The organism is Sphingobacterium sp. BIGb0116, assembly GCF_024808035.1.
In the GTDB taxonomy this organism is placed as follows: domain Bacteria; phylum Bacteroidota; class Bacteroidia; order Sphingobacteriales; family Sphingobacteriaceae; genus Sphingobacterium; species Sphingobacterium paramultivorum.
Map to the genome: position 1 here is coordinate 949908 of NZ_JANUDT010000001.1, position 21112 is coordinate 971019.

A 21112-nucleotide genomic window follows, 5' to 3' on the forward strand; every position below is an offset into this window, starting at 1 on the left:
AGCGGCTTAAATATACCTTATTTAAAAGCATTCAATGCTTTTGTTGGCCGCCCATTATTGTCAAATGCACCCAGGGTATAACCATTCCACCCACCATACGCCAAAGGCTCCCAATAGAATATACCCAGTACTTTCTGATCGGGCACGCTATTAACCAAGTTGAAAAGATCCTTTAACCATATTTCAGCACTATCTGCTTCATCCCAGCTCATCCCCACCTCGCAGATCATCACTTCTGAATTGTATCGGGCAACCATATCTTTGATGTTGCTGATGCAGGCCGCATTGCGCTCTTCCCAGTTTTCTGGGGTCGGATAAAGTGACATGCCAATTACATCCCATTTCCCACCGTTGTTTTTCAGACCGTCGAACATCCAACGAAACAAGTCATTGTCAAATCCATTATGCAGGTGTACGATCACTTTTGCTGCCGGAAACACCGCTTTTACCGCATCATAGCCGGCATTATTCAATGTGGCATAATTAGCCATACTGACAGAGGCTTTTCCATCTTCCCAAAGCATACCATTGCCCGTTTCATTACCTACCTGCACCCATTCAGGTGAGATACCGCTATCTTTTAGCAATTGAAGGACCTCCGTTGTATGATCACTAACAGCCTTCCTTAAACCATCAAACGATAAGCTCTTCCATGCGGCAGGCTTTGTTTGCTGTCCCGGATCCGCCCAGGTGTCACTGTAATGAAAATCCACCATAATGCGCATGCCCAGATGATGCGCCCGACGAGCTTTGACCAGTACATCATTCTTGTTGCACCAGCCTTGCTGAGGATCTACCCAAACACGCAATCGTACCGCATCCATCCCCAGTCCACGCAAGATTTTCAGCCCATCCACTGCGCTGCCTCCTGCATTAAAAAATTGCATACCTGAGGCTTCCATTTCAGTAATCCAGCTCACGTCCGCACCTTTTGCCAAATGTGTTGTGGGTACATCCACCTTAAGATTATCTTTGTCGTTGCAGCTAGACAAGCCCAAACACAAGCCTACCAAGGCCAAGATTATTTTTATTTTTTTCATCCGATTATTTCGTTTAAGAACCCGTCTCGATCTATTTTATTCCACATGATATTTGAATTGTTTTGGATCGCTTAGATCAAGAATCAATGTATGTGTACCGATCTTATCATAAGCGAAGCCAGTTCCATCGGCCGTATACAAGGCACAGTTTCCATCGCCCTCTGCTGCGCCAAAAAACCAAGTCCAGCTGCCATTGATCAATACCTTAATTCCCCATTGTTCAGCTGCCGTTGTCGTGATGGTTGCTTTCCAAACCTTCGCCGTCTGGTCATATACCATTGGCGTTGCTGTTGCACTCCAACCATTAAAATCGCCCGTTACCGTCATGGATTCTACGGAAGTCTCTTTCCAGGCCAATTTATTGAGATCGGCTGTCAAGTATAGGTACCCACCTTTACTCGTCCAGCAATTCCAGCGATCAGCTCCGCTATACAAGATGTATTGGCTACCATCCAGGGGATAAGAACCATAGATGAGCGGTGCACTCGCGCTTTCCGCATTGGTCAAATAGAAGTTGTACCATTGGTCGAGACGCACAAAACCATCGTAAAAACCATCTTCCTTTCTCGAACACAGTTTCCATGGAAACTGCGTAAACTCTTTATTCGATAGATAGAGATAGGCAGCATCCTCGACGGGCTGGTAAGCTGTAACAGTCAGGGCGATCACATTGCTGTAGAGCCAATCTGTATTGGTTCCCAATCGTGAAGCAATACGGACATAAAACACGTTCTTTTCATCGGGCAAAAATCCCATTCCCGTGACAAGGTTATTCAATTGTTCATGCGTATAGCTGAGCGAGCTTGCTACCTGCTCGATACTTTTGGTGACAGCAGAAAAAGATGGATCAGCAGCAATTTCTATTTTATTTTTTAAAGCCGACTGCGCCATTGGTTCATCGCTGGCCAAAATCGCCTCATCCCAGACAAGCTGCAGGGCCACGGCCTTGCGGTCAGTAGATTTTAAGACCAGTTCTGTTGTACTGCTGTACAATACCGCAGGTTTTATCCCACTGACAGCCGGTGTCCCGCCCTCCTTTTTACAGGCAACGAAAAGCAACACCAGAATATAGAGTGTCAATTGTTTCATAGGTATTATTATCTTTAAAAGTCCATATGGGAATACCTGGATACTCTCCGCAGCATGTGTGCTCAAATAGCAGTATATCCCCATAGATTTAGTTATTAATGCCAGCCACCGCTAGTAGCCAGGATTTTGGATCAAATTCGGGTTAGCGCTCATATCGGTAGTTGGAATCGGATACAGATTGAATTTCGCATCCACAGAACGGCCATTCATGTCACCGCCTTTCCATTGCCAGAGGTAATTGCTACCAGTAAATTTCCCAAATCGAATCAGGTCAGTACGACGCGTACACTCCCAAAACAGTTCACGACCGCGTTCTGCAAGGATAAAATCCAGCGTCAGCTGCGCCTGGTCTATGGCTCCGGCCGAACTACCATACCCTCGCTGACGGATACTGTTGACCAACCTGATCGCTTCCTGTACACTTCCTCCGCCACCGCGCAGTACAGCCTCAGCATACATTAGATACACGTCGGCCAAGCGGATCATCGGGAAATCAGTACTTACCAAACCTTCATCTGTCGTATAGGTACCATCATCTTTCAAATTTGTAAACTTAACAAGCCCATATCCCTGGCTCGAGGCAGCGGGGTCTTCGACATCCAGGGACTGGCCGTTTTTCCAAAAATCACCTCTTTTGTCTTCCGCCTGAAAGAGTGCCACAAATTCGCGAAGTGTACGAAAACTATTCCAGCCGGAAAGCACACCGTAATCCGATGATTTCATGCTTCCAACAATAGGGCCGTTGACAAGATACGTTGTCGCACCCCATGTCGTTGTATGCGCTACATCGGCCTCTATCGGGAAAATAATTTCATTGGTCCGTTTATCATTATCAGCATTAAATACCTGCTTATAATTCGCATTTAAGGAATATCCAGCATCAATCACTTTTTTCGCATAGTTTAGGCATTCGGCATTACGAGCTGTGCCCGTATAAACTTGAGCATTCAGATAATTTTTGGCCAATAGGGACCAGGCAGCGGCACGGCTTACCCGGCCATACTCATTTTGACGTGCTTCCGGTAAGATCGTTTCGATCTCTGTCAATTCTTTTTCAATAAATGCAAAGAGATCAGCTCGTGTCATCCGTGGTGGAAAAAATGCAGCTACCGGGTCCTTTTCGGTCACAAAAGGAACGTTCCCATAAAGGTCCATGGCATGACTATAGGCCAATGCACGCAGAAAACGCGCTTCGGCTGCAAACTCCAAAATTTGTGCCTGCTCGGCCGAATTAAAAGTCGCCAGCTTCTCTGTTGTTGCATTCCGTAGAAATTCATTACAGATGGCTACCGTATAATAGATCCGATAATACATGGCATTGACCCAGGTATCGGAAGCTCCCCAGGTCATATACTGGATATCGGTCATATTGTCGCCTCCGGCCCATGTATAGATCACCTCATCAGTCGGTACCTCCTGCAAGTTAAAATACACCCGAAGGTACCCCCAAGAAGCCGTGCTGCCCGCCATATCCGGATCGGCATCACCACGTCCATTGCCCGCAACGGCAAATGAGGCATACAATTTAGCAAGCACAGCCCGGTAACCATCCACAGAGGTGTATACCGACTCCGAAGTCGTTTCTACAGTAGGATACTGGTTTAAGTCCTTTGTACAGGATTGCAGCAATGCGATTATACCCAACAATCCAAAACAATATCTTTTTATATTTTTCATCGCTATATAAGTTTTCTTTTTTGAGGTAGCCATTAAAAATCCATATTGAGACTCAAGGAGAAAGTTCTTGAGCGTGGGTAGAACGAGCTGTCGAATCCATTCGGAACCTCAGGGTCCATACCGCTATATTTGCTCACAATAAAAACGTTCTGAGCTACTGCACCCACACGTAGATTGGAGATCTTACCTACCTGACCAAAATTATAGTTCACCGACAGGTTTTCCATCCGAAGGAAGGAAGCATTTTCGACATAATAATCCGAATAATATTGTCTGGTCTGGAATTGGGTATTCAAGTAATCCCGATGTAAGTTATTGATCGACGCATCGACATATTGAACTGTCTCCCAAGCACTAAGGTTCATTTTGGTATTATTGAATACGTAGTTACCCAAATTTGCACGTAGAGTCGTTGCTGCTGTCCATTTTTTGTAGGTTAACTGCGTATTGAAACCGAAGAGCCATTTTGCTGCCGGCGATTGATAGCGGTACAAGTCTTTTTCGTTGATCGCTCCATCACCATTCAGATCCGCATATACACCTTCCAGCGGCTTGCAAGCCTCATTATACAACTGTTTGTAGACATAAAACATGTAAGGCTGATACCCCGTTGTCAGAATCTGGATACCACGACCACTGACATTCGGTCCCACATAAGTTCCCACGGCATTCGCATCCTGCACCAGAGCTATATTGGTCACTTTTGTATGTTGATTAGTCGCATTGAAATTGACTTCCCAGCGCAAATCATCCTTTTGTATGGGCACGGTATTCAGTTGAAATTCGAAGCCACTACTTTCGACATTACCTACGTTAATAGTCGCATTCTGGTCAAAATTGGTTCCCGCGGCTACAGGCACATTAGCCAATAGATCATGTGTTTTTCTTGTGTAATATTCTATTGCACCAGACACCCTGTTTTTCCACAAAGCGAAATCGAGGCCGTAGTTAAATGCTTTGGTCGTTTCCCAGCGTAAGTCCCTATTGTAAACCGATGGTCTATACACCAGATGGTACTGATCGCCGAAACGATACTGTGCATAGGCTGTTCCCAAATTGTATACCGGCAAATATTCGTAATTTCCAATTCCCTCCTGCTGTCCTGTAATACCGTAACTCGCACGGAGCTTTAGATCGTCCAGGAAAGAGATTCCTTTCATGAAAGACTCCTGCGAAAGACGCCAGGCCAAGGCGACTGACGGAAATGTTCCCCAGCGGTTTTCGGGACTGAATCGGGAAGTTCCATCCTTACGGACCGTAGCCGTCAATAAATAACGGCTATCGTAATTGTAATTGATCCGTCCGTACCAGGAAATCAGGGTATGTCGTTCGTCAGATGCAATAGCAGTCGAGCGTATATCACCAGCTTCGTTATAGTATACTATAGGTGGCCGTCGGGCACTCCAATATTGATAATCGTGGCCTGCTGTCACATCAATTGTACTTTTAATTTCCGGAAAGAACTTGTTATAGTTTAGATAGCCTGTAAACAATTTATTTTTAAGCGTCTGTTCATAACGGTCAAAAGCACCTCCAATCGTAAAATTATTGGCCGCACTTGCCGGAATAAGATTCGATCCATTTCCTTTGGCATAGTCATATCCGAGTGTTACGTGCGCTTTCAATTCAGGTAGCAAATGGAATTTATAATCGAGGTCAAGATTACCCACAGCTCTATTGACTGTACTACGGTGTTTTTCCTGCTTGAGCAATCCCAGTGGATTGAGGTTTGCACCTGTTGCCGGAAGACCGGCATTATCCAAACTCTCGTAATAGCCGCCATAAGCATCTGCCCCAGAATAAATCGGTTGCGTAGGATTAAACGCTACAGCAGACCATATCGCATCGGTATTGGCAAAACCGTTGTTGTTATGGGCACCTTTAACATTTAAATTTACGGTCAGGTGTTTATTAAAAAAAGTGGGATTTAACACCAAAGCCCCCGTCACGCGCTCCGTTTTGTCGGTCCGCAAAGTCCCTTGCTGATTATAATAGCCCACCGATGTACGAAAAGGCAAGGTCTTACCGATCTTTCCCTGTAGACTTAAGTTATTATCCGTCCCGATGGCATCCTGAAAAACCTCAGACAGCCAATCTGTTGAGGCATTGCCCAATAATGCCTTTTGGGCAGTGCTCCCTTTGGTATTGATGAGCGAGGCAAACTCGTCGCGCGACATCATATCGGCAACCCCCATAGCCTGCTGCATGGACACGATTGAAGAGAAAGAAAGCCGTAAAGCATCTCCTTTACCCTTCTTTGTGGTTATCAATAATACCCCGTTTGACGCTCGGGATCCATATATTGCTGTCGATGATGCATCTTTGAGCACTGTCATGCTTTCGATATCATTCGGGTTGATCAGACTGAGAAAATTGCCACTATTGCCGCTAATACCACCAGTCTCTAGCGGTACCCCGTCCAATACGATCAATGGATCGTTGCTGGCACTTAAGGAGGCTCCCCCACGGATACGTATCGTACTCCCAGAAGAAGGTGAACCGCTGTTGGACATCACCTGTACACCAGCTGTTTTTCCATTGATCAGCTGTTCGGGAGAGCCGACAAGTCCACTGTTAAAATCCTTGCTACCGACCGTATTTACGGCACCGGTTAGATCCTTTTTTGTCGTACTACCATAACCTACGATGACGAGCTCTTCCAGCACATTTCCCGCAGGCACCATACTGACATCCACGGATGTTCTCCCTACAACCGTCAAGGTTTGGCTACTGTAGCCTACAACAGAGAATAGAAGCTGGGATTTACCCTTGGGCAATGAGATACGGTACGAGCCATCACTCGCTGTTGAAGTGCCCACCGTAGTTCCGGCCACCAGTACTGTTACACCTGCCATCACCTGTCCATGCTCGTTGCGGACCACCCCACGGACATCCTGTTGTTGCATCGACCTGATCCACTTGCTTTCCCCTTTCGTTGCAGCATAAAGCTGCGTTTCCCCAAGACAGGATAGCAAGGACAAGCCCAATAAACTTGTTTTAAATGCAAAACCCTTCATTGTTTAAAATTTAGATGTGTTTATAATTGTTTTCTTTCCCTTTATTATATTCTTTGTACTCCTTATCGCTTTGTTAAGCCTTCCCCTAAAAAAACGCAGCCGTTTTTTTCAGGTCGTCGTCCTGCTACAAACCTTGATCCTTACAGCCTGACGGATTATTATCCATGCCCTACTAATCGGTGGTATTAAGCAGCTTTATCGTTATTCGAGCCATATCGCAGCTATAGATAGTGCCACCCCTTCCATCTTTTCGCCTGAAACGATTAGTTTTTCGATATCCCTTTTGTCAAATTGAACCGGAACCGTGGGCTTAAAAAACCGTTCGAGAAATACAGGATAAGGAGCAGGTAGCAAAGCCGTAGGCACGAGCTTTAAGTCGGCTAGATCCATACGGACCAATGTTTCGCCGGATGCCCCAATAGCTATGTTTTCCACATAGGTATACCCTTTTTTTGTCACAAAACCAGCATTCAGTAGCGGATTCCCGCCCTCATGTTTCAAGAGTATACAGAGCTTTGTGGCAGCAGCGATACCCGCAGGCCGTTCAGCAATTGTCGATTTGATATCTTTTACCCAAAAATACTGTACCCCCGAATCCTTGGCATGAAAGGTATACGTCCAAAAAGGAACTTTACTGAGATCATGATGCTCCCGTTGCGCAGTCATGTAAGCCGTTTCTGGAATAGCGAAAGTTTCCAATGAAGAGACTTTGGACAAGGACTCAAAAAGTCCTATAGACGCACGCTGCTCATATAAGCCCACCGTCCAATAACTATTGACGCGATAATTCCATTCCAGTGGGGCTCCAGTCTGATTGTCTGGGTAAGTAATTTTTTCACCACCAACAAACACAGTAGCTGTATATTTCAATTCATGGCCCACTAATAAGGATGCCGGGATGTCCGCTTCATAGGTACGGTTATCTTTGGAGAACAACTTGATGTAGGGATTATGATCTTTCCAAAACGAAACCTGATCCGTTTGTAGAATAATTGAATCGGGCTTTTTTTCAAAAACATAACGGAACTGCAATTTAGTAGACCGGCCTTTTTCCAATATTTCGGGCTGCTGGTGTATCAATAAAGGCTGCTTCAGCGCTTCAGTTTTTGGCGCGTAATATTCGCCCAAATGGCCATTTTTCCAGGGCGAGGAAGCTAGCCAGCTATTTTTCAGCTGGAGATTCTTACGTTTTAACAGATATACTCCAGGCTCAACGCTGAAACTTGTTTTAGCGACTGAAATATCTTCATCGCTGTTGTTTTTCCCTAACAGTGACCGGACGGTAAAAAGGTCGCCTAGATCAGGAATCCGAATATCGATCATCTGTGACCGGTACAGGATATGTACCACCTCACGATCGAGCGATGGCTTTGCAAAAGGATCAGCGATTTTTTCTGCATCCGGCATAACCTCCAAACGCCATAGACCATCTTCCAGACGATCTAAAAAATAAGCACCAGATCCGCCATACTCCACCACAGGTGATGAACCATGACCGGCAATATGTTGCAATTTCACTGGATTTAAAGGGCTTACTGTCGTATTATTGGTGTAAAAATACTTATCCTGCGCATTCATCACGGAGAGATCCTGCTCATAACTGACGCTAAAATCGCCAAATAGGGTGTCTTGAGGATACTGTTCAAACTTTTTATTTCTCGGTATCGTATAAGCTACCTCCGCAGCGATCATGGTACTCAGTGCTTTTGCTGGGGTATAAGCCAAATTGAGATAATGTGTCTGATATTCGGTATTGTAGGCTGCAATATCCATCGGATCGTAAGCAAACTGAGTGATCCACTGAAATCCCGCCGAACGAAATGTGCGGCTCATCGCGGGATGCATATAGCTGTAGAGATTATCAGCAGGATCATATTCGTAAACCGCTTTCGCTTTGTTGGCGAAGCCTTTCAAGTTTGAAAAAGGGATATCGTACTGATCAATGTAAGGAAGAAAATTCCCCTGACGCTCCCGTCCAGCAACCAGTCCCACAGGATACCATTGATAAGTTGTCCCTTGGATATCAGCATCAAAATAAGCCTTAACATGTTCCATATTATGACTTACATTGTAGAAAATTGGTTTTTTATTACCACTTTTCTTCATGGCCTTCACCATTCGACCGATATAGTCCGACGTTGTCTGAATGGCACCTGTATGACAAGGTTCATTATTTATTTCAAAGCCAATGATATAAGGGTCCGTCTGATAAGCATTTCCGGTATACGGGTTGACATGATGAAGTAATTGGGTAATGTATTTTTCCTGTGCAGCTATCGCCTGTGGATTAGCATGAACCGCACACTTATCATAATGATACGTAAATGCATCTGTATTTATATTTCTCTCTGGATAACCATTACCAAAATTGGTCATTCCCGTAATCAGGATCCTAATTCCTCTTTCCTGAAGTTTAAAAAACAGATAGTCCAATAGATCAAGGTGTTCATTGTTGATCAGGTTACCATTTTTATCGGAGATTTCTACATCCCAGATATGGATACGATAAGCATTATATCCCAAACGGGCGAAGTGGTAAACGTCGCGATCAATAGCCTGTTTTCGATCGAAGCCTTTATTGTGTAAAGCCCGAAAGGCATGGGCAAAAGGAACAGTATAATTGACGCCATAAAATGAAGCTTCAGCTTTGGAGTCGGACCAGCGCATGACACCTTCACGGTCGACAAAAACTGTAGGGACCTTTTTAATAGCCTTAGATTGAGCGTAAGAATTGACATAGCCCAAAAGAGCAAAGCAGCATAAAATAATTACACGCATGGATTGTATCGATTTATAATTTTTTGGTTATTACTCTTACAAACCTATTAAACGTGATTATTTTTTAAGGCCACATATCGGACAAAGAACAACACAAATTGGACAACCTCAACCACCCAAAACAACAAACAACACTAACAATCAACTACTTACAAATAACCCTCCATATATACCTTTGGTGACATCCCAAATTCCGATTGAAAGCATTTTGAGAAATAAGAAGCATTGGAGAATCCGACCATATACATCACCTCGGAAACGGTAAACTTTTTTTGCTGTAATAACAGCGCTGCTTTTTTGATACGAATGCTGCGTATATACTCCACCGGTGTATAACCTGTTAGTTGCTTAATTTTACGATGGAGTTGTCTGGCGGCGACATCAGTGAGCTCACTGAGCCGCTGTACCGAAAATTCCGAATCGTCCAAATTTTCTTCGATCAGCTGCGTCACATTGGTCAGAAATTTTTCATCCGGTGAATGTACAGCTATTGATTCTGTGGGTTTACTTATTTCGTCGATACGCAATTGAGCGACAATCTTATCTTTCCTATCCAAGAGCTGCAATAGCTGTATCTGGAGCAATTCCAGATCAAAAGGTTTCGCCATATAAGCATCTATTCCGACTGCAACCCACTCGCGTCTGATCAGCTCATCGTTTTGTGCTGTCAGCAAAATGATCGGAATAGTTGCCGTCACGATATTTTGTCGTAGTTTTTTCACCATTTCAATCCCCCCCATATTGGGCATCATGGCATCAGTGAGAATAATGTCGGGCACAAAAGCATGTCCGTCGATCAAGCGTAAGCCCTCGCTACCATCACTCACAATGCGGCAATCGTAATGTGGCTGCATGGCATTTCGTAAAAAATCAGCGAGTTCGGCATTATCTTCTACGATGAGTAGTTTTCGTTTACCCCCTACAGGTATGCTATCGGTCGCCTCCTTATCGTTTACATAGTCATGTTTCCAACTAAGCGTTACGGCTGTGCCCTTTTGATCGCTCGCTATATCAACGCTCCAGCCCAACTGCTCACAATAACTTTTGACCAGGTACAGACCAACGCCCGTCCCCTGTACAGCACTCACTTCTTTCAGGGAAGAACGATAGAATTTGCTGAAGACATAAGGTAGGTCTTCGGGTGCTATACCAATTCCCGTATCCCGAACGATAAGCTTGACATCTGGACCAATTACTTTCAGCTGCAGTTCCACGCTACCCTCCGGACGATTATACTTACAGGCATTAGCTATGAGGTTGTTGAGAATCGACCCCAGTTTGGCTACGTCGGTCTGTATAAAAAAGCTCTCTACATCAGCAACAAAGTCAATATGGACGGTACTGTACTCCGGAACCTGCTGCCAGTCAGCTATAATTTGTCTGCTATAGGCGACCAGATCCACCTGAGAGGTAAGCAAGCCCTGCAAGGGCGTCTGTTGCTGCTCGACCTGATCAAAAGTCATCAATTCCTGGATGAGATGGCTGATTTTTAAGGCATTTCGATGAACACCATCCAACTGCTTCTTTTTGTCACTGTTCTTTGTCTGCCGCATCATTTGGCTGACAGGAGCCAAAATCAGGCTTAAAGGGGTTTTCAGCTCATGCGACACAGCTGTCAGGAAGTCCATTTTCATCTTTGTGAGCTCAAGTACCTTTCTCCGTTCGCGCCTTTCCCATTTTAGCGTACTGCGAACCCTGAAAAAATTGACAACCCAAAATAGCAGGAAAATAACAATGAGGGCGTAAGCAGTTTTGGCCCAATAGCTTGCATACCATGGATAACGGATCTGAATATGGTAGGTATAAATCTTTGAGACTACATGACCGGCGATATCCACTTTAGCCAACTGAAGATCGTAGTTACCCGAACTTAAGTTGGACAGGAGCACTTTGTTATCACCCCGTTCCATCGGAATCCAGGTTTCATTTTTTCCTTTAAAAGCATAAGCTAGGCGATAGCCCAAATGATTCCCATAATCCAAATCGGAAAATTCAAGCCGGAGGTTATTCTGATCATGCGCCAAAGCGATCTCGTTCTTATACCGCAAGCCATAGTCGTAATTACCGAAACGTTCATTATTGACATACATTGCGGTGAGCACAATCTTTTTGGAACCATCCAGATCCGCTAGCTCATTTTGCGCGGGCAACAGGACCACCTCATCAATTCCTCCCAGCACCACTTGTTCCCGCTCGGCATCGTAGTACATCGAGGATATCCTTTGTCCGTATCTTAATAATCCCGTTTTTAAACTCTGCTTATTAACCTGCCATACTCCAGTACTCGTTGCCAGCCAGATGCTTTCTTTGACCTCGGCCATGGCAGTTACTTCTCCTTTACCAACAGGATCAAAACGAAGCAATGTATTTTTCCCGTCCGGAGCAATTCGCCTCAATTCGCCATGTTCCCCTACCCACACCGTATGCTGCCCATCCTTCAGCATAAAGGTCGCCTGATCCAATGCATGCCCAGCGCTGTCTTTAAGCTCCGTTATTTTCCCTGTGGCCACATCAATGCTACTGATCCCCTTATTATAGAACAGCGCCAAGATCTTCCCCCTTCCATTGTCAACGATCTGATTGGCAAAATCTTCCAGAAGACCGTCAGCTTTACTGAAATTACGGTTTGCTATGACCGGGCCCGTCGCCTCCAATAAACGGCTTCGGTTGACAACAAATATCCCCCCCATATAGGAGGCCACCCAGAGATTATCCTGTCCATCTTGCAAGATGTCGTACGACCATTTCGCATTTCGTCTTCCACTGGCATCGACGATTGTAAAGGTTTTAAACTGTTTCGTATGCGCATCAAACACATTGACGCCACCGTCGGAGGCTATCCACACCAATCCCGTATGATCCTCAAATATATCCCGGATACGGTTGTGTGCCAGACGATAGGTCTTGGCATCCATACGGTACCAGTTGCTTTCCGTATTTTTGTCGTCCAGTCCACGTACACGGATCAAACCATTATCGCCTCCCAGCCAATACCAGCCATTGCGATCCCTGTTAATTTTATAAAAACGGTTGCCGTCGCTGCTCGCTGTAAATTGATAGATCGGCAGTATTTTTTCCACCTTGCGGTTGGACCATAAGGAAAATCCCAGGTCGGTACCCAGCCAGATATTTTCCGACCGATCCTTAAAGATACTCCACACGATGTTATTGGCCAGCGAGTTTCTATTCCGGGAATCATGTTTGATCCGTTTAACCAACTGCTGATCCAGCTGATACGTAAAAAGACCATCATCCGTACCGACAAGCAAGGTGTTGGAATCTTTGGAAGCCATTGCTTTGATGGGATGATTTTGTAATACCGGAGTTTTCTGAAGCGTATGGTTCTTCGTATTATAGCGATACAGGCCGTATTCTGTTCCAACATAGGTACTTGCCGATTCCGGAATAGAAAATATAGAATTCACAAATTGATTACTCCCCGGCCTATAATCTGGGAGCGGTAGAGGCACAATATCTTTTCTCGCTGGATTTAACTCAAAAAGTCCATTATAGGTACCGATTAAGATTCTATCGCCCACCTTTTCCAGTGCATACACGGCGGTTTTTGATTTATTTTTTGGAAATAAATTATGATAATCAATAAGTTTACGTGTCTTGGTATTATAGCAATACAAACCACTTATTGAACCTATCCACAAGGTGTCGTCAACAAGTAGCAAAGACCTGACATCTCCAGGTCCCCCTGCCGGAAAAGATTCAAATCGGTCGAACTGATAGTTATAGAGCAGCACTCCCTGCCCCGTCCCCAATGCGTAATGTTTATTATCGATCAGCGCAATGCAGTAAACGAAAGTCTGAAAAGGAGATTTGGTCCCCGTGAGCGGCTGCAGCGCATAGCCATCATAATTAAATAACCCATTGTTACTTCCCAGCCAAAGCATCCCCAAGCTATCCTGTGCAAAAGAATGGACTGTATTTGCATTCGTTCCCAAGGAAATATTCCGAAAAGAGGGATAATCCAGCGATTGCCCGAAAACAGCCGTACCCACAAAGGAAAAGACAAGTGACCAATAGAAATAAAGAGATTGCATTTTTTATAAGCGCTATACCACAAACTTAATTATTTCAAATGGAATACCACTTATCCAATCAATCGTCCGAAGCGGAAATAGCATCCTGTACGTCGATGATCCGTTTCTGACTTTTGGACCGTTTTCCAGCTGATATTCTTTACCCGGCAATCCTGCTCAACTCAAAATTTTTCAAACGAAGCCAAGTAGCGGTTGTTCTTTTTAAAAAAGTATATATGGCACATTTAGAAGTAAAACCGAGAAACGGAGCCCCCTGGTGGCTATGGCTGCTGCTTTCACTTATCGCGCTGGGCTTGGTCCTGTATTTTATAAACCGTTACAACAGTGACGCTAGGTTAGATAAATCCACTCCCGATACAAGCATTAACACAACAGCGCCGCAAAGAGATACCCTTTAGACCTCCGTTGCATATAAGAATTGATCACCAAAAAAATTGAAGACATGGCATTAGAAGAAAAAAAATATAATCATTTAATTGAACTCGGTGGAAGCGATTACGAAATTGTCGACGGCGAACCTGATATCCGGGGCTGGAAAGTAAAGAATGAGGCCGGTCAACTGCTCGGCAAGGTAGATGATCTGCTCTTTGACCCTGAAAGCCAACAGGTCCGTTACATTATAATCGATCTCCATGACGCCGAATTTGTTATTGACGAAGATAAAAAGGTATTGGCCCCCATTGGACTAGCTTCGCTTTACGATGGCACACAGATTCAGGCCAGCAATGAGGAAGCTTACGCCACTCCGCCTGTCGAACCGATCGATCATAGCGTAATCCTAACGGTAGACGAAATCCCAACAGAGGAACCCGCAACGGATTATCTGTATAATCCCGCCGATGATGGCGAAGTTGTGGTCATAGCTGTCAGTGAAGATCAGTTAATCCGCTTACCTGCTTACCGACCAGATGAAGTTGATCCGCAAACTGAGCTATCCGTCCGTCATGTGTTTGAAGGTACCGGCGACGTCGGTTTTGTCGTGAGCGACATCAACTATCACCCGACTGAGTTCTATGATCATTATCACTTTAGTGAAGATACGTTCTACAGCGGCGGGAAAAAGACGGAAAGTCTTCCTACAGATCAGAGGCAGCGCACCCGTAGAGTGGCTGCCCGATATGAGCAAGGTACCGGACATGAGCCGGGTACGCTTGACAATAACAGTGAACTATAGGACAATCAGGTATAACTATTACATCAGGTATAGATAACAGCACTTATCTATACCTGATGTCTATTTATAGCTGTTTTATCGGGCCGTATTTCCTGAATTGACTCGTTAAAATACCCAAACCGCCAGTATTTTATAACCTATCTCACAAAATAACTACTGAAATCCCTTTAACGTCATATAAACTGCATTAAAATTGCAGGATTTGTAGAAAATCAATACAAATCGGTTATGAAAGCAACATATAAAATCGTCAACGAAAAGAACAGGCAAACCATCAGGAGGTATTATGAAAAATATAGCTGGTATAAACTTGACCGCGAGGAGCTTACTCAGGAATTACTGATCCGGGGTGGTTTTCTAGCGATTCTTACCTGGTTGCTATGGTAAACTCCGTTTTCGTTGAATTTACGCTTATCGAGTTTTGCCAGGATATAATAAAACAGCATAAAAAAGGCGGATAACATTGCTGCTATCCGCCTTTAACCTAAAAACACTATTCTACAAACCGTTCAACCAGCTATTCACCTCATCTTGTGTTTTTCCTGTTTTCTTTTGAAGTTTACCGACCAACTCATCTTCTTTTCCCTCTGCATATAGTAAATCATCATCTGTAAGATCTGCATATTGTTGTTTTACCTTACCTTTAATTTCGTTCCAACGACCTTTCCATGTTAATTCGCTCATAATATTTCCTTTCGTTTTTTTATAAATAGAACATCCTGCAGCTGAAATCGTTTAAAAAAAAATGTTATCAAATGTTAAAATATTCTTTCGAATCTTCTATTTCAGCTATTCATTTTATAAACCACAATAATTACTATAAAAGAAATAAAGACAAACTAATGATTAATCTACCTTGTTCCTTTTAAAAACAGCATAAAGATTAAAAACAGTATCACGAAAAAATGAAAAGTAATCGGAACAACCCTAATATTTTAAATGAGCTTATAAAAATCAATAATGACCGCATCGAAGGATACAAGCTGGCGGTCGATCTGGCCAATGAGCAAGGCGAAGGTGCCCGGGAAGCTGTCTTCAAAAAGCTCGCTGCGCAGTCCGAAAAATTCATTGCCGAACTCAGTCCGCTGGTTGAGTTTGCCGGTCAAGACGCCACCGACCGGACGAAACTGAGCGGCGAACTTTTCCGGCTGTGGATGGTGATCAAATCAAAATTATCGGGTGGCAATATGCAGCATTTATTGGAGCAATGTGAGCGGGGAGAAGCGGTTTTCAGTGAAGTTTATGAGAAAGCGCTAGCAGAGGAAAACAAGCTATCCATTGGGGCCAAAAACCTCATCCAGATTCAACTCAGCCAGCAGCGCGAAGCCCATGAAAATATTAAAATTCTTTGCGGTATCTAAATTTTTGCATTGATGAGTAAATCACAAAAATATCGAATAAAAAATAGGCTAGGAAACCATACCTAGCCTATATAAATACAATCATCTAACTTATTTAAGGTATCCAAAAAACCACTGTCAGCGCAAGAATGTTTTAAAAAAATTTCGAAATTTCCAGGTAATAGCAACTGCTACCAAAACAAATCCGATGAGCCAAAGCTTAGGGACCGCCCATGCGCTACGTTTATCTGTGCTGAGTACATATTTCGTTTGCATGTAGCTATCGCTGCTGCTTGTGGAAAGCTCATTTTTCGCGCGTGTATTTACTTTAGATTCCAGCATCGCCAGTTGACCGTTTTGTCCAATCAGACCACTATCTGGGTGAAAGCGGAAACTGCTATTCGTCCAAAAATGCCAATACCGCGATTGACTGTCTTTTAGTTCCTTGTACACAACATCCACTTGCCGCTTGTAATGTGATTGAATTCGCTCTTCTCGCTGATCTTCCTTTCCCCTGTTTCGATAAAGCTTACAGGAACAGAAAAACAAGAAGACAATAAAAAAAAGCAACCGCTTGTAAATATACCTTACCATATCCCCTCCCCGCAGTCCAACCAATTCGAAAAGGCATAAATAGTTATCAAAGGGCGTCGCTTGGAAAGCACTTGGTCCGCACTATTCCCCTCCACGGTCAGTATCCAGCTTCCCTCCTTTTTGCGCACAATACCCACATGGTTGATACGCTGGAGATTGGGGCTATATATAGCGAAGAGATCTGCCTGGCGCACAGTTCCCTGCCTGATCTGCTGGGCCGTATAACGCCGGGCCATTGGAAAAAGTGCCGGACTCCAGGCATTGCGCGGAACAGCAAGGCCCGTCTGGCCATAACACCAGGAGACAAAAGCGGCACACCAGGCATCCCCCTTTCCAAGTCCGGTATACGCTAGGTATTCCTCTACCCGCTTGCCATCGTTATTGCCTGTGGCTTCCTGCACACCAATTTCGTGTACCGCAATATCGACAATGCGTTCGCGTACACCCGAACTGGCGTAGCGTTTCACTGATGGGTCATCCACCTGCTCCAGCCCAGGGCTGGTACTTGGGAGCTCAGCATAACTGCCTGACTGCTCCTTATCGGCTATAGCAGCATTGCCAGCACCGCCAAGAAAGAGAACAGCGACAGAAAGAAAACCGAAAAATAAATAACGCATTGTTGCCATGATGTCAATTGATTAAAGTGAACACTAAATTGCTGACGAAAGAGCTTAAAAGGCTGCCAGAGGATCTCCTGTAGCCAAAAGCAGCAGTAGATAATCAATAGTGCCGCCAAAACGGCAAAGAACAATACCGAAAGAATACCAATATCCAATACCCCTGCCGTGGGATCTATCGCTTGCAGCAGAAAGCCTGCAGCAATAAAAAATACCATAAGACAGACCAGACTAATGCCCAGTACCCATCTCCCTGTCAAAGGCCAATAGATATACTCGATATCCGCGACCAATTGTTGTTGTTGTTGTACTATTTTCATTTGTTTGATTTTAAATTTTACCTTATCGAATCAATTCGTTTCAAAAAAAGAGCTGCTCCCGAAAGAGCAGTCTCTATAAATCCACACAGCTAGGTGAGCACAAATTCACCTAAATACTGGCTGCTTGATGTCATCACTCCGTCCCGATGGATGTTAAATGTCCAGCCGACTATTGTCTTACCGGTATAGCTGTCTGGCAGCGTAATATCCATTGCGGCATCAAGTCGTGTTGCACCTTCAAATGCAAAAAAGAGGTTTTCTATTACGTCGTACAGAATCACCAGGACCTGATCATCGTCAAACGCATTGAAGCGGTTTCCGATCGGATCCCAGGTCAAAGACAATACCTTCGGAAAAGATTCAACTGTCTGCAACCCTACCAGAGCGGCCAAACCGCCGCTTGCGATTTTCACGACACTATAGTCGACCGTAAAATTGGGATAAGTCCCTTGAAACGCATTATTGATAAATTGTTGGAAAGCTACATTGTAGCCCGTTTTGTTTCTTTGTTTGCTGTCCGAAAAACCCAGCATCAGGATATCTTTAATGGATTTGAGAAAACTGGTTGTCATCCCAAATTTCATGCGCTGTGCCAGCTGGTCTTCCGATGCTGCCTTTGAACTTTTCTTTGGCAGTGACCGTACATAGTCTATACCCCGCCACGACGAACCTACGATGTTGCCGACCTTACCCTGGTAGGCCCCGTGAATTCCTTTTATAAATCTTGCCATACTATTATTTTTTTAAAATATTTAACCATCATGTGGCGCTGCAGGCAGCCACGATATCGATATCATGAAACTAAGGTAAAGTGGTTTAGAAGCGCATTTGGTCTAACGACGCCATCTGACGCCATTTGTCTGAAATTGCCATTTATGGCGACATAAAACCGAGCTATATGTTGGGAAATACTGTATTTTTCGAGGGGTTTCGGTCCGGGCTCGCCCGCTTCTGGATTAGTCATTCTTTGTTAGTTTGTGGCTATTTTTAGGCCATTCAAAGGCCGCTGCATTGCTAATATGACAAAGTCTAAGCAGATAAACAGCAAAGAATCACCAAAGAATAGGCAGAGAAATGGCAAAGAAATACCAGAGAATAGGCAAAGAAATAGCAAAGGATATGCAATGAAGTAGGCTAGTTTAGGTAAGCTATCAGTAAGGAAATAGCAGGTCAGTATACTAGCAATACCAAACCAATGCGCCACAACAAGTAAAGAATTGGCCATAAATCAGCTATGAAAAAAGAGAATAAAAAAAGGCCAACCTTTTCATAAAAGATCAGCCTACTAAACACTAGGACTCAAATTAGTCCCTTAGCGATACTCCGCTTGATTGCATCCTGTAGATCCTTTTCGCGGTAGTAATGTTTGTTACCCAGGTAAATGGGCTTAAGGACTCCCGATTTTACCCAGCGGTTGTAGGTTCGTTCGGAGATACCTAATCTTGACACCACGGCCATGCGGGTCATCAATTCATCAATGTTCCACTTTGTCATTTGTCCAGACTCCGAAGAGAGGTGGTGTGCTGATAGTTTTGCATTGATTTCTCGCAACAATTGTACGATTTCATCCAATTGTGACATAAAATATTCCATTGGTCGATACCATGAAATGAGGGCAGCCTACCCTTTACTTATTATTTTGTTTATATACTTCATATTGGTGTTTAAAATTCTCTTTATAAGATCTCGTCATTAAAATAGGAAAAGTATTTCTTGGTTTCATCAAGTATAATTCATCTGTGCGTACTAGATCAACCTTCGCTAAATTAACCAAGGTATTACGTCGTGGACGCGCAAACTTAGCGACCGGAAGCTCGGATTGTAATGCTCTAAGGTTTCCACCACATCGATAGGCCTCTTCTGCCATGAAAATATCTATTTTGTTATCGTCGACAAAAGCATAGTAAATTTGATCAACTTCTATTTCTATCATTTTGTTTTCGAGACTTTTCATCCTTAGGCTTTTTACATCACGCGTTTTCACATCCAATCTTTTGTCGACCATCTCGACTACATCTTCCATTTTCGCCTTTAAGGCGTTAAAACTAATCTTTTTACTGAAATAAGTATAGATACCAGCCTCATTGGCTTTAAAGACATAATCTGTATGCGCAGAACAGGCCACCATCAATGGCGGATTAGGGATCAATTTAGCCAGTTTGATTCCATCGATATCGGCATCGCCAAGGTCCATATCCAGTATCAAAATATCCACTTCATTTTCTTTCAAATATTCAATGGCTTGCACGGGTTTATTCACGATCGCGATATCCTCATTGATAAAAGGAAGCTCTTTTAAGGACATCAGCACATATACCAACGAACTGGGTTCATCGTCCACGATCAATACCCTATAATTTAGCTTATTCATTTCTTTTCAAAAAATTTTAGTTTAATATGTATAGAAAAGATCCCATTTTGTTGCTGTGTCTCCAGTGTGGTCTGATAATCTACTTGTTCCAGTTTCGCGCGCAGTAATCCAAAGCCAGTTTCAGTACTGACTTTATCACTTTTTGGTGCCCAATGGTTTGTGCAACACAAAGACATTTCTACCCCGTTGCCAAGGAGCGTAAATACGATTGGATAATCTGCCGATATAAGGGCATGTTTTAGACAGTTTTCCAACGGGAAGAATAATATGCCTGTTGGTATTGCCGGGTAAGTAGGCTTTCCTATTGTAGGCTCATAGCGAACGGCTCTTTCTCCATAGTAATCCTGTAGTAGTCGAACGAAACAATTGAGCTCGTCAAGCTCTTCCTCAAAAGGTTTGAGTTCACCATTTTTCTCGATTTCCAGCAAATAAGCCAAAAACTGGATGATATCCCGTTTGGTACGTTTATCGGATGGTTCCTCATCGATCAACATCTTACCAAAGCTCGTCAGGAATATCGTTGTCAGGAAATGCGAGGTGTATTGAATACCCAAAGCCCTTTCCCTAAATTGTTCCAAGTCCTTATTCAGCTCATTTCTCTCCTTTTTTAACAGCGATGCTTTATAACGAAAGAAAACTCCTGCCGCCAATAAATTAGCGACAAGATATCCACTGATAATCCTAAAATAAAACTTTGACAGATTAGCGGATTGCACATGACGGGAGAAATGTATATTAACCTTCGGAAGTATCGTATAAATTAAGGTATGGACACAGGGTATAACAGTCAGGGAAATAAGGACATACAGCACTATGCTGACTATTCTTCGTTTATACCCTTCTTTCCAGATATATAAGTACAGTACAGTTATCACATAACTGTATACCGTATACAAAGATGCAGCGATTACAATCTGGATGAAGGGAATAGCTTCTTCACTCCATAACAAATTTGCCAACCCTACTAAAGTCAACATAAAAGCAAAAACAAGCATATTCTGATACGCCAAATGAAGTATGTTTCGCATGGTAACCCGTCAGTT

The 21112-nt window shown here is 43.7% G+C and carries 19 protein-coding genes; 4 read left to right on the forward strand and 15 right to left on the reverse strand.

From position 1 onward, the window contains the following. Window positions 1-17: 17 nt before the first annotated feature. The 6 genes from M2419_RS03960 to M2419_RS03985 form a co-directional block, all read right to left on the reverse strand. A complete protein-coding gene (locus M2419_RS03960; RefSeq protein WP_153847836.1) occupies window positions 18-1040 on the reverse strand; it encodes a glycosyl hydrolase 53 family protein in 1023 nt (340 codons plus the stop codon). Between the two features lie 36 nt (window positions 1041-1076). Then, on the reverse strand, window positions 1077-2129 hold the full coding sequence (locus tag M2419_RS03965) for a DUF5111 domain-containing protein (protein WP_194932925.1): 1053 nt from the start codon (window positions 2127-2129) through the stop codon (window positions 1077-1079). Between the two features lie 111 nt (window positions 2130-2240). Beyond that, window positions 2241-3806, reverse strand: coding sequence for a RagB/SusD family nutrient uptake outer membrane protein (locus tag M2419_RS03970; protein ID WP_153847834.1), 1566 nt, complete (start codon window positions 3804-3806; stop codon window positions 2241-2243). A gap of 32 nt (window positions 3807-3838) precedes the next feature. Beyond that, window positions 3839-6823 (reverse strand): SusC/RagA family TonB-linked outer membrane protein, encoded by a 2985-nt coding sequence (locus tag M2419_RS03975; RefSeq protein WP_227550311.1) that lies wholly within the window; start codon window positions 6821-6823, stop codon window positions 3839-3841. A gap of 201 nt (window positions 6824-7024) precedes the next feature. Beyond that, complete coding sequence (locus M2419_RS03980; protein WP_259254267.1) at window positions 7025-9601, reverse strand: hypothetical protein; 2577 nt, start codon at window positions 9599-9601, stop codon at window positions 7025-7027. A 149-nt stretch (window positions 9602-9750) separates the two neighbouring features. Beyond that, the gene (locus tag M2419_RS03985; protein ID WP_259254268.1) at window positions 9751-13653 is read right to left on the reverse strand and encodes an ATP-binding protein; all 3903 of its coding nucleotides are present in this window, start codon (window positions 13651-13653) and stop codon (window positions 9751-9753) included. Window positions 13654-13868: 215 nt separating this feature from the next. Here M2419_RS03985 and M2419_RS03990 point away from each other — a divergent pair, with 215 nt between their 5' ends. From M2419_RS03990 to M2419_RS04000, 3 genes are all read left to right on the forward strand, one after another. Beyond that, window positions 13869-14051, forward strand: coding sequence for a hypothetical protein (locus tag M2419_RS03990; RefSeq protein WP_248932128.1), 183 nt, complete (start codon window positions 13869-13871; stop codon window positions 14049-14051). A 44-nt stretch (window positions 14052-14095) separates the two neighbouring features. Further along, window positions 14096-14827 (forward strand): PRC-barrel domain-containing protein, encoded by a 732-nt coding sequence (locus tag M2419_RS03995; RefSeq protein ID WP_159727965.1) that lies wholly within the window; start codon window positions 14096-14098, stop codon window positions 14825-14827. Between the two features lie 228 nt (window positions 14828-15055). Then, window positions 15056-15214: a hypothetical protein gene (locus tag M2419_RS04000; protein WP_153847830.1), complete on the forward strand. Its 159-nt coding sequence runs from the start codon at window positions 15056-15058 to the stop codon at window positions 15212-15214. Window positions 15215-15325: 111 nt separating this feature from the next. Here the strand turns inward: M2419_RS04000 and M2419_RS04005 are convergent, their stop codons facing one another. Next, complete coding sequence (locus M2419_RS04005; protein ID WP_046675215.1) at window positions 15326-15511, reverse strand: CsbD family protein; 186 nt, start codon at window positions 15509-15511, stop codon at window positions 15326-15328. 221 nt (window positions 15512-15732) lie between these two features. On the opposite strand from M2419_RS04005, the gene M2419_RS04010 reads away from it, so the two are divergent. After that, window positions 15733-16188 (forward strand): PA2169 family four-helix-bundle protein, encoded by a 456-nt coding sequence (locus M2419_RS04010; protein WP_153847829.1) that lies wholly within the window; start codon window positions 15733-15735, stop codon window positions 16186-16188. Window positions 16189-16305: 117 nt separating this feature from the next. Here the strand turns inward: M2419_RS04010 and M2419_RS04015 are convergent, their stop codons facing one another. From M2419_RS04015 to M2419_RS04050, 8 genes are all read right to left on the reverse strand, one after another. Then, window positions 16306-16761, reverse strand: coding sequence for a hypothetical protein (locus M2419_RS04015; protein WP_159727967.1), 456 nt, complete (start codon window positions 16759-16761; stop codon window positions 16306-16308). Continuing rightward, the gene (locus tag M2419_RS04020; RefSeq protein WP_259254270.1) at window positions 16755-17387 is read right to left on the reverse strand and encodes a CHAP domain-containing protein; all 633 of its coding nucleotides are present in this window, start codon (window positions 17385-17387) and stop codon (window positions 16755-16757) included. The genes M2419_RS04015 and M2419_RS04020 overlap by 7 nt, the downstream gene beginning before the upstream one ends. Next, on the reverse strand, window positions 17306-17698 hold the full coding sequence (locus M2419_RS04025) for a hypothetical protein (protein WP_259254271.1): 393 nt from the start codon (window positions 17696-17698) through the stop codon (window positions 17306-17308). Before M2419_RS04025 ends, M2419_RS04020 begins: the two co-directional genes overlap by 82 nt. A gap of 89 nt (window positions 17699-17787) precedes the next feature. Further along, window positions 17788-18429, reverse strand: a complete 642-nt coding sequence (locus tag M2419_RS04030) for a DUF6266 family protein (RefSeq protein WP_259254272.1) — start codon at window positions 18427-18429, stop codon at window positions 17788-17790. 62 nt (window positions 18430-18491) lie between these two features. After that, complete coding sequence (locus M2419_RS04035; RefSeq protein ID WP_159727975.1) at window positions 18492-18662, reverse strand: hypothetical protein; 171 nt, start codon at window positions 18660-18662, stop codon at window positions 18492-18494. Between the two features lie 335 nt (window positions 18663-18997). Then, on the reverse strand, window positions 18998-19291 hold the full coding sequence (locus M2419_RS04040) for a helix-turn-helix domain-containing protein (RefSeq protein WP_182331064.1): 294 nt from the start codon (window positions 19289-19291) through the stop codon (window positions 18998-19000). A gap of 34 nt (window positions 19292-19325) precedes the next feature. Further along, a complete protein-coding gene (locus tag M2419_RS04045) occupies window positions 19326-20069 on the reverse strand; it encodes a LytTR family DNA-binding domain-containing protein (protein ID WP_153847823.1) in 744 nt (247 codons plus the stop codon). Next, complete coding sequence (locus M2419_RS04050) at window positions 20066-21097, reverse strand: hypothetical protein (RefSeq protein WP_259254273.1); 1032 nt, start codon at window positions 21095-21097, stop codon at window positions 20066-20068. The genes M2419_RS04045 and M2419_RS04050 overlap by 4 nt, the downstream gene beginning before the upstream one ends. Window positions 21098-21112: the final 15 nt, after the last annotated feature.

What these genes read in the sequence shown, in the direction of transcription:
- M2419_RS04035 (WP_159727975.1), bottom strand. Translation starts at nt 18,662, where the DNA reads ATGACTAATCCAGAAGCGGGCGAGCCCGGACCGAAACCCCTCGAAAAA.
- M2419_RS03970 (WP_153847834.1), bottom strand. Translation starts at nt 3,806, where the DNA reads ATGAAAAATATAAAAAGATATTGTTTTGGATTGTTGGGTATAATCGCA.
- M2419_RS04025 (WP_259254271.1), bottom strand. Translation starts at nt 17,698, where the DNA reads ATGAAAATAGTACAACAACAACAACAATTGGTCGCGGATATCGAGTAT.
- M2419_RS03995 (WP_159727965.1), top strand. Translation starts at nt 14,096, where the DNA reads ATGGCATTAGAAGAAAAAAAATATAATCATTTAATTGAACTCGGTGGA.
- M2419_RS03960 (WP_153847836.1), bottom strand. Translation starts at nt 1,040, where the DNA reads ATGAAAAAAATAAAAATAATCTTGGCCTTGGTAGGCTTGTGTTTGGGC.
- M2419_RS03980 (WP_259254267.1), bottom strand. Translation starts at nt 9,601, where the DNA reads ATGCGTGTAATTATTTTATGCTGCTTTGCTCTTTTGGGCTATGTCAAT.
- M2419_RS03965 (WP_194932925.1), bottom strand. Translation starts at nt 2,129, where the DNA reads ATGAAACAATTGACACTCTATATTCTGGTGTTGCTTTTCGTTGCCTGT.
- M2419_RS03975 (WP_227550311.1), bottom strand. Translation starts at nt 6,823, where the DNA reads ATGAAGGGTTTTGCATTTAAAACAAGTTTATTGGGCTTGTCCTTGCTA.
- M2419_RS03990 (WP_248932128.1), top strand. Translation starts at nt 13,869, where the DNA reads ATGGCACATTTAGAAGTAAAACCGAGAAACGGAGCCCCCTGGTGGCTA.
- M2419_RS04005 (WP_046675215.1), bottom strand. Translation starts at nt 15,511, where the DNA reads ATGAGCGAATTAACATGGAAAGGTCGTTGGAACGAAATTAAAGGTAAG.
- M2419_RS04015 (WP_159727967.1), bottom strand. Translation starts at nt 16,761, where the DNA reads ATGGTAAGGTATATTTACAAGCGGTTGCTTTTTTTTATTGTCTTCTTG.
- M2419_RS04040 (WP_182331064.1), bottom strand. Translation starts at nt 19,291, where the DNA reads ATGGAATATTTTATGTCACAATTGGATGAAATCGTACAATTGTTGCGA.
- M2419_RS04030 (WP_259254272.1), bottom strand. Translation starts at nt 18,429, where the DNA reads ATGGCAAGATTTATAAAAGGAATTCACGGGGCCTACCAGGGTAAGGTC.
- M2419_RS04000 (WP_153847830.1), top strand. Translation starts at nt 15,056, where the DNA reads ATGAAAGCAACATATAAAATCGTCAACGAAAAGAACAGGCAAACCATC.
- M2419_RS04010 (WP_153847829.1), top strand. Translation starts at nt 15,733, where the DNA reads ATGAAAAGTAATCGGAACAACCCTAATATTTTAAATGAGCTTATAAAA.
- M2419_RS04050 (WP_259254273.1), bottom strand. Translation starts at nt 21,097, where the DNA reads ATGCGAAACATACTTCATTTGGCGTATCAGAATATGCTTGTTTTTGCT.
- M2419_RS04020 (WP_259254270.1), bottom strand. Translation starts at nt 17,387, where the DNA reads ATGGCAACAATGCGTTATTTATTTTTCGGTTTTCTTTCTGTCGCTGTT.
- M2419_RS04045 (WP_153847823.1), bottom strand. Translation starts at nt 20,069, where the DNA reads ATGAATAAGCTAAATTATAGGGTATTGATCGTGGACGATGAACCCAGT.
- M2419_RS03985 (WP_259254268.1), bottom strand. Translation starts at nt 13,653, where the DNA reads ATGCAATCTCTTTATTTCTATTGGTCACTTGTCTTTTCCTTTGTGGGT.